Origin of the sequence: Planotetraspora sp. A-T 1434, assembly GCF_025420585.1 — a bacterium.
Taxonomy (GTDB): Bacteria; Actinomycetota; Actinomycetes; order Streptosporangiales; family Streptosporangiaceae; genus JAOEGB01.
Genome location: NZ_JAOEGB010000010.1, coordinates 63,808 through 76,571, shown reverse-complemented (window position 1 = coordinate 76,571; position 12,764 = coordinate 63,808). Strand labels below are relative to the sequence as shown.

Sequence of the window (12,764 nt, the reverse complement as noted above, 5' to 3'; positions counted from 1 at the left end):
ACCACTGTGATCCATAAGGCCATCATGACCTGCTCCGGCGACCGCCCCGCAAAGGAGACGCAGCCGTGATCGACGACCTTCTCTACGCCCCGGACACCATCGTGGACCTGGCCTTGGCGTGGCTGAACGCGCACGCCGTCGATCTGGCCGTCCTGCTCCCCGCCACCGTCATCCTCATCGAACTGGGCGTTCCCTGCTCGTACGGCTCCGCCATCGCGCCATGACCGAGGGGGCACGCTGCCTGGAGATGCTGGCCCCGCCGGTCGCTGACCTGCCCGGTGCGAAGGCGTTGTGGGGCAATCTGCTCGGGCTGCTACGGCCAGCTTGGAAGCGCGTCCTGTTCGGCCAGCCACATCTGGCCTTCGAGTACATCTTCGGCGCAGGTGGCGTCCGAATCCGAATGTGGGTTCCCGGCACTGTTCGGCAGCACCTGGTGGACCACGCGATCGAGGCCGCTTGGCCGTCCGCGCGTACCGCCGTAGTGGAGGCGGCACCGCCGATACCTCTCACCGGACAGGCCACCGGCGGGCGACTGGTGATCGCGCGCAACGAGCGACTGCCGCTCAAGCACGACCATGACCACGACCCGCTCCGTGCCCTGCTCGGGGCCGCAGTGGGCATGCCTGTCTGGCAGCACGCCACCGTACAGATCCTCGCCCGCCCCGCCACCGGCCGCCGTCTCTCTCACGGCACGGCAAGCATCCCGGTGTCCATGCTACGAGCGGCTCTTGACCTCCTCGCGCCGAACCCGGCCCGCCCACGTGCGTACTACAGGGAGCAGGATTATGCCGTACGGCTTGAGCAGTACGCCGAGACCTGCCCGAATTCGGCTACCGCCGCGACCGCGCCCTGTCCATCGCCTACAGCCAGCGCCTCGCACACACCCTCGGAACCAACGAGGTCTTCGCACGCCTGCACGGCACGGCCCGGCGTACAAGCGGATGCCACTCGGATACCTGGTGGCCAGAGGCGCGCTGCGCCACTCAATGGGGGAAGCACGTCCGACCTGACGCCTACGGCAGGTGGACCGAGAACGGACAGACCGTCGACTTCTTCCTTGAATACGACACCGGAACCGAGACCTTCGATCGGGTGCTGGCCAAACTAAACGGCTACGCCGCCCTCGCCGCGGCCGCCGGAATCACCACCCCCGTCCTGTTCCTGACCTCCTCTGCCCGAAGAGAAGCCAGCCTGCACGGCCGCCTCCAACTCCGCGCGACTCAAACCTCTGTGCCCTGCGCCACCGCCGTGGCTGGGCCAAATCCCGAGAACGCCATCTGGATCTCCGAGTTCGGTTGATCTTGATGATTGCTCCGTGGGCGCTTGTCGGCCTGGACGATCAGGCGCATGCGGGATAAGTCTGGCTCGATAACGATCAGCAGTGCGTTTCCCCAGGCCGTGGTGCTCGATATCTCCTTTTATGTCAAACCGAGCAAACCAAGATCCATCTCAGCGCCAACGGCCGCCTCAGGCTCCTCGCCCCCGGGATACAGCCCGATGATCATCTGCTCCAGCGCCGGGAAAGCGGGAAAGACAGCCTCGCCATGCTGGCCTACCTGGCCCAGCTCATCAAGAAACAGGGCTACCGCGGACGAGTCGTCGTCGTGTACAACCACCTCGGCTACACCGCCTCCGGCCACCCCACCGTAAGATCGGACGACTTCGTGGGAGTGGTAGGGCATTGGACATTCGTGTGCTGGGCCCGCTGGAGATCGTCGGCGACGACGGGCGGCCGTGCGGGATCGGCGCGCCGAAGCTGCGCGCGCTGGTGAACGTGCTGGTGCTGGCCAAGGGCAGGCCGGTGTCCCCGGCCACGCTGATCGACCGGTTGTGGGGCGAGGAGCCACCGGCCGAGGCGCAGGCGTCGCTGCACTCGTACGTGTCCAACCTGCGCCGCCTGCTTGAACCGGGACGCCCGGCCAGGGCGCAGAGCCGGTTGCTGACATTCGGGCCGGTCGGATACACGCTGGCGATCGACCCCGATCAGGTGGACGCGGCGCGCTTCCTGCGCCTGGTCGGGCAGGCCGAGCAGGCGGCCGAGCCCGCCGAGGCGGAACGGCTGGCGGGCGAGGCGCTGGCGCTGTGGCGCGGCGAACCGTACCAGGACCTGGACGATCAGGCGTACGTGGGCGCCGTCAGGGCGCGCCTCACCGAGGCCAGGGAGCGGGCCCGCGAGCTGCGCGTGGGCGCGGTGATCCGGCAGGACCGCCACGGCGAGCTGCTGGGCGAGCTGGAGATGCTGACGCGCGAGCACCCGCTGCGGGAGCGGCTGTGGGCGCTGCGGGCGCTGGCGCTCTACCGGTGCGGCCGCCAGGGCGAGGCGCTGGAGGCGCTGCGCACGGCCCGCCGGATCCTGGCCGAGGAGCTCGGCATCGACCCGGGCGAGGAACTGCGCGAGCTGGAACGTGACATCCTCGGCCAGTCCCCCGCGCTGCTCCCCCAGCGGCCGCCCATGCCCCAACCGCAACCGGCCGGGCGCGGCATCGCGGGCCGGGAGGACGAGCTGGCCGCGCTGGACGGGCTGCTCGACGCGGCGGCGGCGAACCGGCCCGGGTTCGCGCTGATCACCGGGGAGCCGGGGATCGGCAAGACGCGGCTGGCCGAGGAGCTGGTGAGCCGGGCCCACGCCCGGGGGTTCACGGTCGCCGTGGGGCGGTGCGCGGCGACGGAGGGCGCTCCGGCGTTCTGGCCGTGGGTGGCGGTGCTGGAACGGCTGGCCGACACGCTGCCGCCGCTGCCCGCCGACGTGCGGGCGAACCTGCCCGGCGTCAACTCCGCGACCGACAACGACCCCGAGGGCGCGCGGTTCCGCACCTATGAGGCGGCGGCGCGGGCGCTGGCCGCGGCCCAGCAGCCGGTGCTGGTGGTGCTGGACGACCTGCACTGGGCGGACCGCTCCTCGCTGCGCCTGCTGGGCTACCTGGCCGGGTACGTGCTGGGCGGCAGGCTGGCCGTGGTGGGCACGGCACGCACCTGGCCGCCGCCTGAGGGCGCGCTGGCCGAGGCGTTCGAGGCGCTGGCGCGGCGGCAGGCGTTGCGGCTGCCGCTGTCGGGGCTGTCCGCCTCCGACCTGGCCGGGCTGGCTCCCGAGGGCGCGGACGTTCGGGGGCTCAGGGAGCGTACGAACGGCAATCCGTTCTTCGTCACCGAGCTGGTGCGTTACCTGCGGGCGGGATCGCCGGGCGGCGGCACGCTGCCACTGGGCGTGCGCGACGTCGTGCTCGGCCGGGTGAACCGGCTGCCCGCGCCGTCCGCCGACTTCCTGCGGGTGGCGGCGGTCGCCGGGCGGGAGTTCGACGTGACGGTCGCGGCCGAGGCCGCCGGGCTGGACCTGGACACGGCACTGGACCGGCTGGAGCCCGCCATGGCCGCGGAACTGCTGACCGAGGGGCGGCCCGGGCGGTTCCTGTTCGTACACGCGCTGGTGCAGGAGGCGCTCACCGAGGTGGTGCCGGTGCTGCGCCGGGCCCGGCTGCACGCCGCCGTGGCCGCCGCGATCGAGTCGCGTACCGGCGGCCCCGCCTCGGACCGGCTGGCCGCCGCCGCGCACCACTGGCTGGAGGCCATTCCCGCGGGCCACACCGCGCGGGCGTGGCGGGCGGCGTGGCGGGCGGCCGAGGAGGCCAAGCGGCTACGCGCGTACGACGCGGCCGTCGAGCTGCTCGAAAGGGCGGACCGCGTGGCCGAGAACGACCTCGACGTGGGGTCGGCCGAGCGGATGGACCTGCTGTTCGCGCTGGCCGAGGCCAGGTTCGGGGCGGGCGACTCGCTGGGGCAGGAGGCCGAGCTGGCGCGCATCCGCCACCTGGCCGGGCAGGCGGGCGACCGGCGGCGCTTGATCGAGGCCGCTACCGGGTACGGCGGCCGCATCCTGCAACCCTGGAAGGTCTACGGCGACCACGATCCGGACCTGGTGGCGGACCTGACGAAGCTGGCCGCCGACGAAGGGCTGGAGCCGCAGGCCCGCGCCCGGGTGCTGGCCTGCCTGACGCTCCAGACGTACTACGAGCCCGGCCGGGACCCGGCCGAGCGGGAGCTGTGGAGCGCCGAGGCGGTGCGGCTGGCCCGACGCGAGAACGACGCGACGCTGCTGGGCCGGGTGCTGTTCGCCCGCTACTACGGGCTGCTCGACCCGGACCACGCGCGGCAGCGGCTGGAGGCGGGCGAGGAGATGGCCCGCGCCGGGCTGGAGGCGGGCGACGACGAGCTCCGCGCGATCGGGCTCATCTGCCAGGCCGGCACGCTGCTGGAGTTGTGCCGGGTGCGGGAGTCACGGGAGCCGATGGCCGAGGCGGCGCGGCTGGTCGGGCGTATCCACATGCCGTATCTGCGCATCATGCTGGGCTGGCTGCGGCTCGGCCTGCTCGTGCAGCAGGGCGACCTGGACGCGGCCGAGGAACTGCTCGCGGCCACCGCGGCCGAGCAGCAGGCCACCTCGATGTGGGGGGTGGAGTCGAGCATGGCCGGGATCACCTACCTGGTGGAGGTCATGCGCCTGCGCCTCGGGGCGGCGGACGCGGTCCGGCCGCCGATGGACATGTCGCACGAGCCGCTCGACCCGTTCAACCTCGACGTGTACGCCCACTACCTGGTCGTCAGCGGCCGGCCGGAGGAAGCCCGGCAGGCGCTCGGCCCGTGGGAGCGGCAGCCGCCGATCCCACGCACGTTCGTGTACCTGTGCTGGCTGGTGCTGCGCTGCGAGCTCTGGGCCGCGCTGGGCGACCGGCAAGCCTGCGCCGCCCTGTACGAGGAGGCGTCCCCGTACGCCGACCGCATCGGGATCTCCGGCCTGGGCATGCTGTTGTGGCCGGTCAGCCGGTCGCTGGCGCAGCTGGCCGAGGCCCTGGGCGACACCGGGGCGGCGCGGCGGCACGCCGAGCACGCCGAACGCGTGGAACGGGAACTGGCCCAGCCCAGCGAGTAGGCGGGGACCGGCTCACCCCCAGAGGACCGGCTCACCCCCAGCGGACCGGCTCACCCCCAGCGGACCGGCTCAGCCCCACAGGTAGGCCGTGCGGCGCCGGTAGCGTCTCCCGGCCAGGTTGGAGATCATGAGCAGTTGCCGGGGCGCGGTCGCGCGCAGGTGGGCCTCGACGTCGGCAGGCACCTCGGCGCTGGTCCAGCCGACCAGCCTGACCAACTTGCGCAGGCCGTAGTCCTTCATGATCGTCTTGTGCATCTCCGCGTCCTCCTCCGGCGTGATGTGGGCCATCATCAGCGGGATGCCGTCGGTCTCCTCGTGCGCGAGGTGCGCGCCGAGGGTGTCGGCCAGCGTGCGCAGGGCGGTCGTGAGCCGCTCGCGCCCCTGCTCGGACGGTCCGGAGTCGAACGCCTGGAACGCCTCGGTGCTCTCGCGGATCCAGTGGTCGCACGCCTCGTGCTCGGCCTCCAGCGCGTCGATCGTGCCGATCGCCTCCGGGGCCCGCTCGCGCAGCCGCGGCCAGATCTTCTCGTCCTCGGCGGTGTGGTGGTGGTGCAGGACGAACAGGACCCACGCGTGGTGCTCGCGCAGCGCTGAGACGCGCCGCCGGTCGTCGAGGCGGATCCGGCCGATCGCGGTGAGCAGGTGGCCGAGGTCGCGGCGGAAGCCGTAGTGCGCGAGGTACATGTTGGCCATGTCGAGCGGCCCGGGGGCGGCGGCGGCCTGGCCGGGCAGCATGATCTGCGGGACGTTCGGGTGGTCGGCGGTATGCACGATCCGCTCCTTCTCTACGATGTGCCGCCATCGTGACCGCCCGCTCTTGGGCCGTTCTGGAACGCCGGGCTCAAGAGCGGCCCAAGACCTTTGATCCGAGAGCGCGCAGGACGAGGGAGCCTGCCGCAGGAGTCGCCGCCCTCCCGCAAGGCCGGAACCGGCGATAGCGGGCCAGGCAAGGGTCGCCGTCGCCGGACTCGCCGGCGAAACGGATCACCACCCGGTCGGGCTTGAGCCTTTCGCTCGTCTTATCGGTCATCCTGCGTGCCCTTCGACCGCGATGTCGCTGACCGACCATTCACCCGCGACGCGATCGGACGTGATCGCCCAGTAGAACGGCCTGTCGAACCGGTGCTCGTGCCTTGCGGCCTCAACCACCATGGCGCAAGAACATACCATCGGCAAGGTTTTTTCCTAGCCACGGCATGGCTCCCCGCTGTGCAAGTGGGGATGTCCCCAGTCGCACAGTCAGGGGAGGCCGCCTGCCGCTCCCAGGTGACGCCGCCCGCTATTTACATACCTGAATGAAGGTATGTAAATAGTGGACAGGAAGCCACCGAGAACTCCGGGCATCAGTGTCATCTCCCAGGTGGTGGACAACCGCGTAAGGCGCTCCGCCAGGTACGGCGCGCCTGTCTCCCCCGGCCAGACGAACCGCCGGCCAGTCACCCCAACGTCCGCCTGCTGGGAAATCGCACTTCCCCGATCACCCCACGGATCCCGAGCTTTCGAAGGAACCTGAGAGGAAGCTGATGAAATTGGGAAACGACCTGCGGATCAAGACCGTGACCTCGTGGTTTCCGCCGGACCGCGAGGCCGTCGAGGACGCCGTTGCGGAGGGCAAGCTGGATGCCCAAGACGTGGACCGGCTCGGCCTCTCCCAGCTGCCGGTCTCGGCCCGGTGGTCCGCTCCCGAGATGGCGGTGGCGGCCGCGCGCGATGCGATCAGCCGGGCTGGCTGGAGCCCTTCGAAGGTGGGCCTGGTGCTGTACACCTGGATCTATCACCAGGGACATGACATTTGGTCCCCACCGCACTTCGTGGCGAACGAGGTGGGCGCTCCCCATGCCCTGTCGTACGGCGTCCAACAAGGCTGCAACGCGGGCGCTCTCGCCCTCCAGTTGGCCGCGCTGCACTTGGACGCCGAACCCGGGCTCGATGCCGCGCTCATCACAACGGGCGACCGCTTCGCGCCTCCCGGTTTCGACCGTTGGACCTCCGACTACGGCTTGGGCTTCGGTGACGCGGGGACCGCGGCGCTGCTGCACCGCGGCGACGCAGGACCCGACGACTACGCACTTAGGTCCCTGGCCACCGCAACCGCCGCCGAGCTCGAACTGATGATGCGACACGGCGACGACTTCAGCCCGGCGCCCCTGTCGCACAACGACTACATCGACCTGCGCCGTCCCAAGAAGTCCTATGTAGAGGCGTACGGCAAGGAGAAGTTCACCTCCATCGCCAGTCGGCTGATCCGCAAGGTGATCGTGGACAGCGTGCGCGACGCGGGACTGCGGCTCGACGATCCCCGGATCAAGTACGTCGCGCTGCCGCGGCTCGGAGCGTACCTACTGGACGCCAACTACGTCCCGGTGCTGGATGAGGTGCTCAAGGCCGAGGCTCTGCGGTTCGGTGCGGACACCGGCCACCTGGGTTGCAGGGACTTCCTCGCGACCCTGGCCGACCTGCGGGATCGCCGCCGCTCCAGCCGGGCGACATCGCGTTGGTGATCGGCGGTGGGGCGGCCTGGACCTGGGCCTGCGCCGTCGTCCAGGTGCCGCAGGAGCAGGCACGGGAGGAGGGCGTCTGATGGCCGTGGGGGTCCTCGGACTGGGCGGCCATGTGCCGCCGTTGGTCATCGACAACGCGCAGATCGCCGAGTGAGCCGGCGTGGACGAGGGCTGGATCGTCGAGCGGACCGGCAACGGCGTACTGGGCTGGCGGCTGGTCACCCACGGTGAGTACCGCGACCTGGTGGAGGTGCCTGCGGGCGGCACCCGCAAGCCGCTGGACGCTCAGGCTCGGGAGGCGGGAGAGCACCTCTTCCACATGAAGGGCCGTCCCGTACGCGAATACGCGCTCCGCACCCTCCCCAAGGTGATCGGTGAGGCGCTCGACTCGGCCGGGCTCCGGCTGGAGGACGTGGACCGCTTCATCCTGCACCAGGCCAACACCCGCCTGGTGGAGGAGTGCTGCCGCGAACTCCGCGTCGACCGCCAGGCATGGCTGAACAAAATCATTCCTGTCTTCCGGAAGCTCGGTGTGCACGTGGATCCCGCGCTGGTCCGTCAGGCGCCCTCGGGCGAGTGGGAGTTCGCGATGCCCGACTGGGCCGAGGTGAAGAAGGTGATCGCAGGCGGCGGACCGGCATCGCAGCGGCGGCTGGACTGGGTGCGCCGCGCCCTGGACCGCAATACGCGGTATCGGCGCGCGCTGCGGGAGGTGTCGTAATGCCGCACGTCCCGGCCGACACCGACGTCTATGAGGTGTTCGCGCAGAGCGGCCCCGGCAAGACACTCAACCATGTCGGCTCCATCGTCTCGCCGCGCCCGGACGCCGCCTGGCACCTGGCCAAGGAGACCTATGGACGCCGCGACGACCTCGCCAGCCTCTGGGTGGTGCGCCCCACCGACATGATCGTGTCCAGCGGGGGCGACCGTGACCTGCTCGCCGCCAAGACCCGGATGCCGCACCGCCAGCCCGGCTTCCCCACCGCACGCCGCCGCGACCGCTCCGCCTCCCCGCCTGCCGCCGCCGCCCCGCCGGAGCGTCGGGACAGCGCCCTGTCCGAGCGCGTGGCGAGGAGTACCCGCCCAACGCCGCGACGACGTTGCGGGCTTCGACGGCCTCGCCGTTGTCCAGATGGACGCGGAGGCGCGCGTGCTCGTGTGATGCCTCGTCGATCGGGAGCTCGACCATTCGAACGCCAGTGTGCTCGCGGACCTGAACGTTCATCGCGGTCACGTAGCGCCGGAGACGTTCGGCCACCTCACGGGCCGGCATGTAACCTTCGGGGTCTTCCCCGTCGTACGGCCAGTCCGGAAACGCGACCGTCCGATTCGGCGTGTTGACGCGCAGGCTGTCCCAGCGCTCGTTGGCCCACGCCTGGCCGATCTCGCCGCGCTCGATCACCAACGCCTGGTAGCCCAGCCGGGAGAGCGCGCCCGCGACCGAGCATCCCTGCTGACCGCCACCTGCGACCACTGTCTCGACGAACTCAGTTCCCACCCGTCCATCCCTTCTCGGCAGCAAAATCAGAATCTGGTCCCGGCTTTGCTTTCCGATCTCTGGCGCCTCACCCGGCCACACACTCGGCCGAACGTGGCCGGCTCCGGCGTGCGGTCAGGCGCCCGCCCCGGCGCCGAATGCTCGCGCATCGGGCACAGCGCCGTCCCGCCGCGTCAGAGATCGGATCGGCTCGTCCGGGGCAGCACGACGACCTTCCCGGTGGCCTGGTCGTTCTCCATGTGCCGGTGAGCCTCGACGATGTGTTCGAGGTCGAAGATCCGGTCGACGTTGGGCCGGTAGACGCCGGCCTGGACCTCGTCGATGATCCGCTGCAGCACCGGCGCACCGGCGGCGCCCTTGAGGCTGTCGCTGTGGAAGGCCGTGAGCTTGGTGCCGGGCGGGATCATCGCGATCGGTTCGAACTCCCTGATCAGCCAGCCGCTGAGCGAGCCGGACACGCACACCGTCCCGCCGCGGCGGACCAGTTTCAGCGAGTCCAGCACCGTACTCGTTCCGATCAGGTCCAGGACATGGTCCGGGCCGTGCGGCCAGACCCTGCGCACGATGTCCGCCAGCGACCCTCCGTCGTCCAGGAGCACGTGGTCGACGCCGACCGCGGTCAGGGCGTCCACCTTCTCCCGGCGCCGGGTCGTGGCCGCGGTCTCGATGCCGTGGGCGGACGCGATCGAAGCCGCCGCCATGCCGACCGACGAGGTCCCGCCGCGGATCAGCAAGCGGCCGGGTCCGCCCGGCACTACGCCCAGCGCGTCCAGCGAGCCCTGTGCGGTGAGGTACGTCTCCGGCAGCGCGGCCAGCACGTCCCAGGGCAACGTGGTGGAGATCGGCATGAGCAGCGAGTTCGGCAGCAGCGCGTACTCCGCGTAACCGCCGTCGAACTCGCGGCCCATTTCGCCCATCACGACCGCGACGGTCTGGCCGACCGGCAGCGTGGCATCGGTCGAGGCCGCCACCGTTCCCACGCACTCGATCCCGAGCACCCGTGGAAACTTCACGTTCGGCGAATGCCCCTGACGGGTCCTCAGCTCGGACCGGTTCAGGCCCGCGCCCTTTACCCGGACCAGGCTCCAGCCCTCGCGAACCGAAGGAATCGGCAGCTCGCGGATCTCGAGTACCTCCGGGCCGCCCGCCTGGACACAGAGCGCTGCGCGCATCGTCGTGCTCACTTCAGTTCAACCTCCGTCGACGACTTCGAGCGACGGTGACCAGCGCGGCTCGTCGCGGAACGGGATCACGCAGACGACAGGGCCGAAGATCTCCTCCGTGGCGATGCGCATGTCCGGGGTTACGCCGGTGAACAGCGTGGGCGGGACGTAGTAACCGTCCGCCAGCTCCGGGTGCAGCTCCTGGATGGTCGCGAAATCGGGTCCGGCCTCGAGGAGCAGGACGGACAGCTCTGGACTCGCGCTCAACCGGTTGGCGAGGACGCAGCCGGCGGATCCGCCGCCGATTACGATGACGTCGTAGGTCATGATCACTCCTCTCTTGCCGCGGTCCTACACGTGCCGGGGCCGGCCGACGATGAACCCGGGGGCAAGTCCACGCCGAAGATCACGGTGATTGGAGCCGAGCCAGCCCGGCTCCGAGGCAGGTGTGGATGCCGCGGCCGAAGGCCAGCATGTTGCGGCCGGCCCTCGGCCTGATGTCGATGTCCGGGTCGGCGAGCGCGCGCTCGTCCCGGTTCGCGGCGCCGAAGTGCACCATCACGCGGTCGCCGCGCCACCTTCGGACCGCGGATCGCCTGGTACACGCGCGGATCCAGCGCCTGCGAAAGAAGGCTGCCGTGCCCGCAGACCACCCCGGCCACGCTGAACTCCACCTCCAGTCGCATGCACAGCCGGCGGTAGGTCCACTTCGCGGTGGGAGCGCAGGTGACCCGCAGGTTGACCGGGAGCCACGGCGTAGGAGTGGGCGGCGCGGTGTCGTCGATTCCGAGAGTAACCGCGCTGAGGATGAACTTGTGCGTCTCGGGCACCCCGTAGAAGCGGTGCTGGATGTAGTAGCCGGCCTGCCGGAGCGCCTCCGTCGGCAGCATCGGGTCGGTCCAGCCAGAGTCGTCCTGATGGTAGAGGCAGTGGTCACGCGGCAGCATGGCCGCGATGATGAAACCGTCCAGCGCGTGCCGGATCCCGTCGGTGAGCAGCACGCGCTCGGCCGCGGTCTTGTGGACCAGTTCGCGGGACACGAAGCGCGGGCCGGGTATGTGCCGGGCGGGCTCCGGCATGTCGTCCCAGCCCCAGGTGAACGGGGACGACGACTGCCAGGTAGTCGGCAGGCTGACGCCTCCTGCCGATAGTTGAGCACTCATTTCTTACCCCCTTTTCATCAGCACCTTGCGCAGTCGCGCGCGGAGGGTGTACGAGGTCGGCCGCAAGAAATATACGTCCGGGAAGGTATATTTTTAAATGACTCTGAAGATTCGAGTTCGGACCAGCAGGGGGTATCCGAACAGAGGCGAAACATACCTGGAAGGCGGTATGCTGGGTCGGAACTAGGCAGAACGGATGAACGCTCGTGAGTAACGGCAATCCCAGAACCACCATCACGCAGCGCGCGCAGCCCCGCAACGCGCCGCAGCAGGCACGTGCCGCGCAGACCCGGGCCCAGGTAATCGCCTCGGCGGCCGAGCTGATCGCCGACCGCGGATATCCGCATACCTCCATCGACCACATCGCCAAGCAGGTCGGCATGACCAAGGGCGCGGTGTACTTCCACTTCCGCGACAAGAAGGACATCGCCGCCGAGATCGTGCGCGAGCTGTACAACCGGTGGCGTGTACGCATCGACGAGGCGCAGGCCATGGGCCTGCCGCCGTTGGAGACCGTCCAGGCGCTGCTGACCAACGCCTCCAACAAGTTCTTCGAGGACGACATTGTCAAGGCCGGAGCCAGGATCCAGGCCGAGCGCTCGCTGTCCGACACGACCCTACCCGAGCCCTACGTCGAGTGGATCTCCACGATCTCGACGCTACTGGCAAAGGCGAGCGGCGCCGGCCAGCTCCGCGAGGGCATAGACCCCGAGTCCGCCGCGTACATCCTCGTGTCGGCGTTCTTCGGTCTGCAGCACGTCTGCGACGTCCTCAACCGGCGTGCCGATCTGCCCCGCCGCTGGGACGAGATGAGCCGCCTGCTCTTCGCCTCCATCACCGCCTCCCCGCAGTAGGACAGCCGCCGGGAGCCACCCAAGGAGACCTCCGCATGTCTGCTTCGATCCTCCCGGCACTTTCCCTCGGCGCCGGCGGACCGCTGGTCGGCGCGCAGGGCCTCGGCTGCATGGGCTTCAGCGAGTTCTACGGACCGACGGCACCGGCCGAGGCCCGTGAAACTCTGCAGATCGCCCTCGCCCTGGGTGTCACCATGTTCGACACCGCGGATCTGTACGGAGACGGCGACAACGAGAGGTTCCTCGGCCCCTTCGTCCGCGCTCACCGCGACCGGGTCTTCCTCGCCACCAAGTTCGGCATCGTACGGCGAGCGGGCGAGAAGTCCTGGAGCGAGGTCCGCGGCGACCGCGCGTTCGTACGCCAGAGCGTCGACGCGAACGCCGCGCTCCTCGAACCCGTCCGCGACATCGCCGCGCGCCGCCAAATCACCCCGGCGCAGGTCGCACTCGCCTGGGTTCACCAGCGTTCCCGGGTCCACGGCCTGACCGTCATACCCATCCCCGGCACACGCTCGCCCGCTCGGCTTCGTCAGAACGTCGCGGCCGCAACGCTCGCCTTGCCGGACAGCGAACTCGCCGCGCTGGAACCGCTGGCGGCGAGGGTGGCCGGTGCGCGTTACCCGGACATGAGCTCCACGGCGACCGCCCGCGAGTGACACCG

14 protein-coding genes and 3 pseudogenes are annotated in these 12,764 nt (G+C 70.2%); 8 read left to right on the top strand and 9 right to left on the bottom strand.

What is annotated here, in order from left to right; translation table 11 throughout:
• The first annotated feature begins 65 nt into the window (after positions 1 to 65).
• A complete protein-coding gene (locus tag N5079_RS14890; protein WP_261584343.1) occupies positions 66 to 224 on the top strand; it encodes a hypothetical protein in 159 nt (52 codons plus the stop codon).
• A gap of 89 nt (positions 225 to 313) precedes the next feature.
• On the opposite strand, the gene N5079_RS14885 is transcribed toward N5079_RS14890, so the two are convergent.
• Positions 314 to 583 carry a hypothetical protein gene (locus N5079_RS14885; protein ID WP_261584342.1) on the bottom strand — a complete coding sequence of 90 codons (270 nt, stop codon included), beginning with the start codon at positions 581 to 583 and terminating at the stop codon, positions 314 to 316.
• A 233-nt stretch (positions 584 to 816) separates the two neighbouring features.
• Here N5079_RS14885 and N5079_RS35540 point away from each other — a divergent pair.
• A pseudogene (locus tag N5079_RS35540) lies at positions 817 to 1,140 on the top strand (replication-relaxation family protein); the annotation flags it as partial.
• An 80-nt stretch (positions 1,141 to 1,220) separates the two neighbouring features.
• On the opposite strand, the gene N5079_RS14880 reads toward N5079_RS35540, so the two are convergent.
• Entirely contained in the window at positions 1,221 to 1,349 is a 129-nt protein-coding gene (locus N5079_RS14880; RefSeq protein WP_261584341.1) for a hypothetical protein, read from the bottom strand.
• Positions 1,350 to 1,418: 69 nt separating this feature from the next.
• On the bottom strand, positions 1,419 to 1,616 hold the full coding sequence (locus tag N5079_RS14875; RefSeq protein ID WP_261584340.1) for a hypothetical protein: 198 nt from the start codon (positions 1,614 to 1,616) through the stop codon (positions 1,419 to 1,421).
• A 65-nt stretch (positions 1,617 to 1,681) separates the two neighbouring features.
• On the opposite strand from N5079_RS14875, the gene N5079_RS14870 reads away from it, so the two are divergent.
• The gene (locus N5079_RS14870) at positions 1,682 to 4,924 is read left to right on the top strand and encodes an AfsR/SARP family transcriptional regulator (protein ID WP_261584339.1); all 3,243 of its coding nucleotides are present in this window, start codon (positions 1,682 to 1,684) and stop codon (positions 4,922 to 4,924) included.
• Positions 4,925 to 4,993: 69 nt separating this feature from the next.
• Here N5079_RS14870 and N5079_RS14865 read toward each other — a convergent pair whose 3' ends face one another.
• Positions 4,994 to 5,695, bottom strand: coding sequence for a hemerythrin domain-containing protein (locus N5079_RS14865; protein ID WP_261584338.1), 702 nt, complete (start codon positions 5,693 to 5,695; stop codon positions 4,994 to 4,996).
• Positions 5,696 to 5,950: 255 nt separating this feature from the next.
• Positions 5,951 to 6,076 (bottom strand): hypothetical protein, encoded by a 126-nt coding sequence (locus N5079_RS14860; protein ID WP_261584337.1) that lies wholly within the window; start codon positions 6,074 to 6,076, stop codon positions 5,951 to 5,953.
• Positions 6,077 to 6,447: 371 nt separating this feature from the next.
• Here N5079_RS14860 and N5079_RS14855 point away from each other — a divergent pair, with 371 nt between their 5' ends.
• The 3 genes and pseudogenes from N5079_RS14855 to N5079_RS35535 form a co-directional block, all read left to right on the top strand.
• Positions 6,448 to 7,425 carry a 3-oxoacyl-ACP synthase gene (locus N5079_RS14855; protein ID WP_261584336.1) on the top strand — a complete coding sequence of 326 codons (978 nt, stop codon included), beginning with the start codon at positions 6,448 to 6,450 and terminating at the stop codon, positions 7,423 to 7,425.
• A gap of 160 nt (positions 7,426 to 7,585) precedes the next feature.
• A complete protein-coding gene (locus N5079_RS14850) occupies positions 7,586 to 8,146 on the top strand; it encodes a 3-oxoacyl-[acyl-carrier-protein] synthase III C-terminal domain-containing protein (RefSeq protein WP_261584335.1) in 561 nt (186 codons plus the stop codon).
• Positions 8,146 to 8,355 (top strand): annotated as a pseudogene (locus tag N5079_RS35535) (hypothetical protein); the annotation flags it as partial. The gene N5079_RS14850 and the pseudogene N5079_RS35535, both read left to right, overlap by 1 nt.
• A gap of 142 nt (positions 8,356 to 8,497) precedes the next feature.
• Here N5079_RS35535 and N5079_RS35530 read toward each other — a convergent pair.
• The 4 genes and pseudogenes from N5079_RS35530 to N5079_RS14830 form a co-directional block, all read right to left on the bottom strand.
• A pseudogene (locus tag N5079_RS35530) lies at positions 8,498 to 8,899 on the bottom strand (NAD(P)-binding domain-containing protein); the annotation flags it as partial.
• 197 nt (positions 8,900 to 9,096) lie between these two features.
• Entirely contained in the window at positions 9,097 to 10,095 is a 999-nt protein-coding gene (locus tag N5079_RS14845; protein WP_261584334.1) for a zinc-binding dehydrogenase, read from the bottom strand.
• An 18-nt stretch (positions 10,096 to 10,113) separates the two neighbouring features.
• Entirely contained in the window at positions 10,114 to 10,413 is a 300-nt protein-coding gene (locus N5079_RS35350) for an aldehyde dehydrogenase family protein (protein WP_315967835.1), read from the bottom strand.
• 2 nt (positions 10,414 to 10,415) lie between these two features.
• Complete coding sequence (locus N5079_RS14830; protein WP_261584333.1) at positions 10,416 to 11,249, bottom strand: AfsA-related hotdog domain-containing protein; 834 nt, start codon at positions 11,247 to 11,249, stop codon at positions 10,416 to 10,418.
• Positions 11,250 to 11,455: 206 nt separating this feature from the next.
• On the opposite strand from N5079_RS14830, the gene N5079_RS14825 reads away from it, so the two are divergent.
• Both N5079_RS14825 and N5079_RS14820 read left to right on the top strand, forming a co-directional pair.
• Positions 11,456 to 12,103 (top strand): ScbR family autoregulator-binding transcription factor, encoded by a 648-nt coding sequence (locus N5079_RS14825; RefSeq protein WP_261584332.1) that lies wholly within the window; start codon positions 11,456 to 11,458, stop codon positions 12,101 to 12,103.
• 35 nt (positions 12,104 to 12,138) lie between these two features.
• Complete coding sequence (locus N5079_RS14820; protein WP_261584331.1) at positions 12,139 to 12,759, top strand: aldo/keto reductase; 621 nt, start codon at positions 12,139 to 12,141, stop codon at positions 12,757 to 12,759.
• Positions 12,760 to 12,764: the final 5 nt, after the last annotated feature.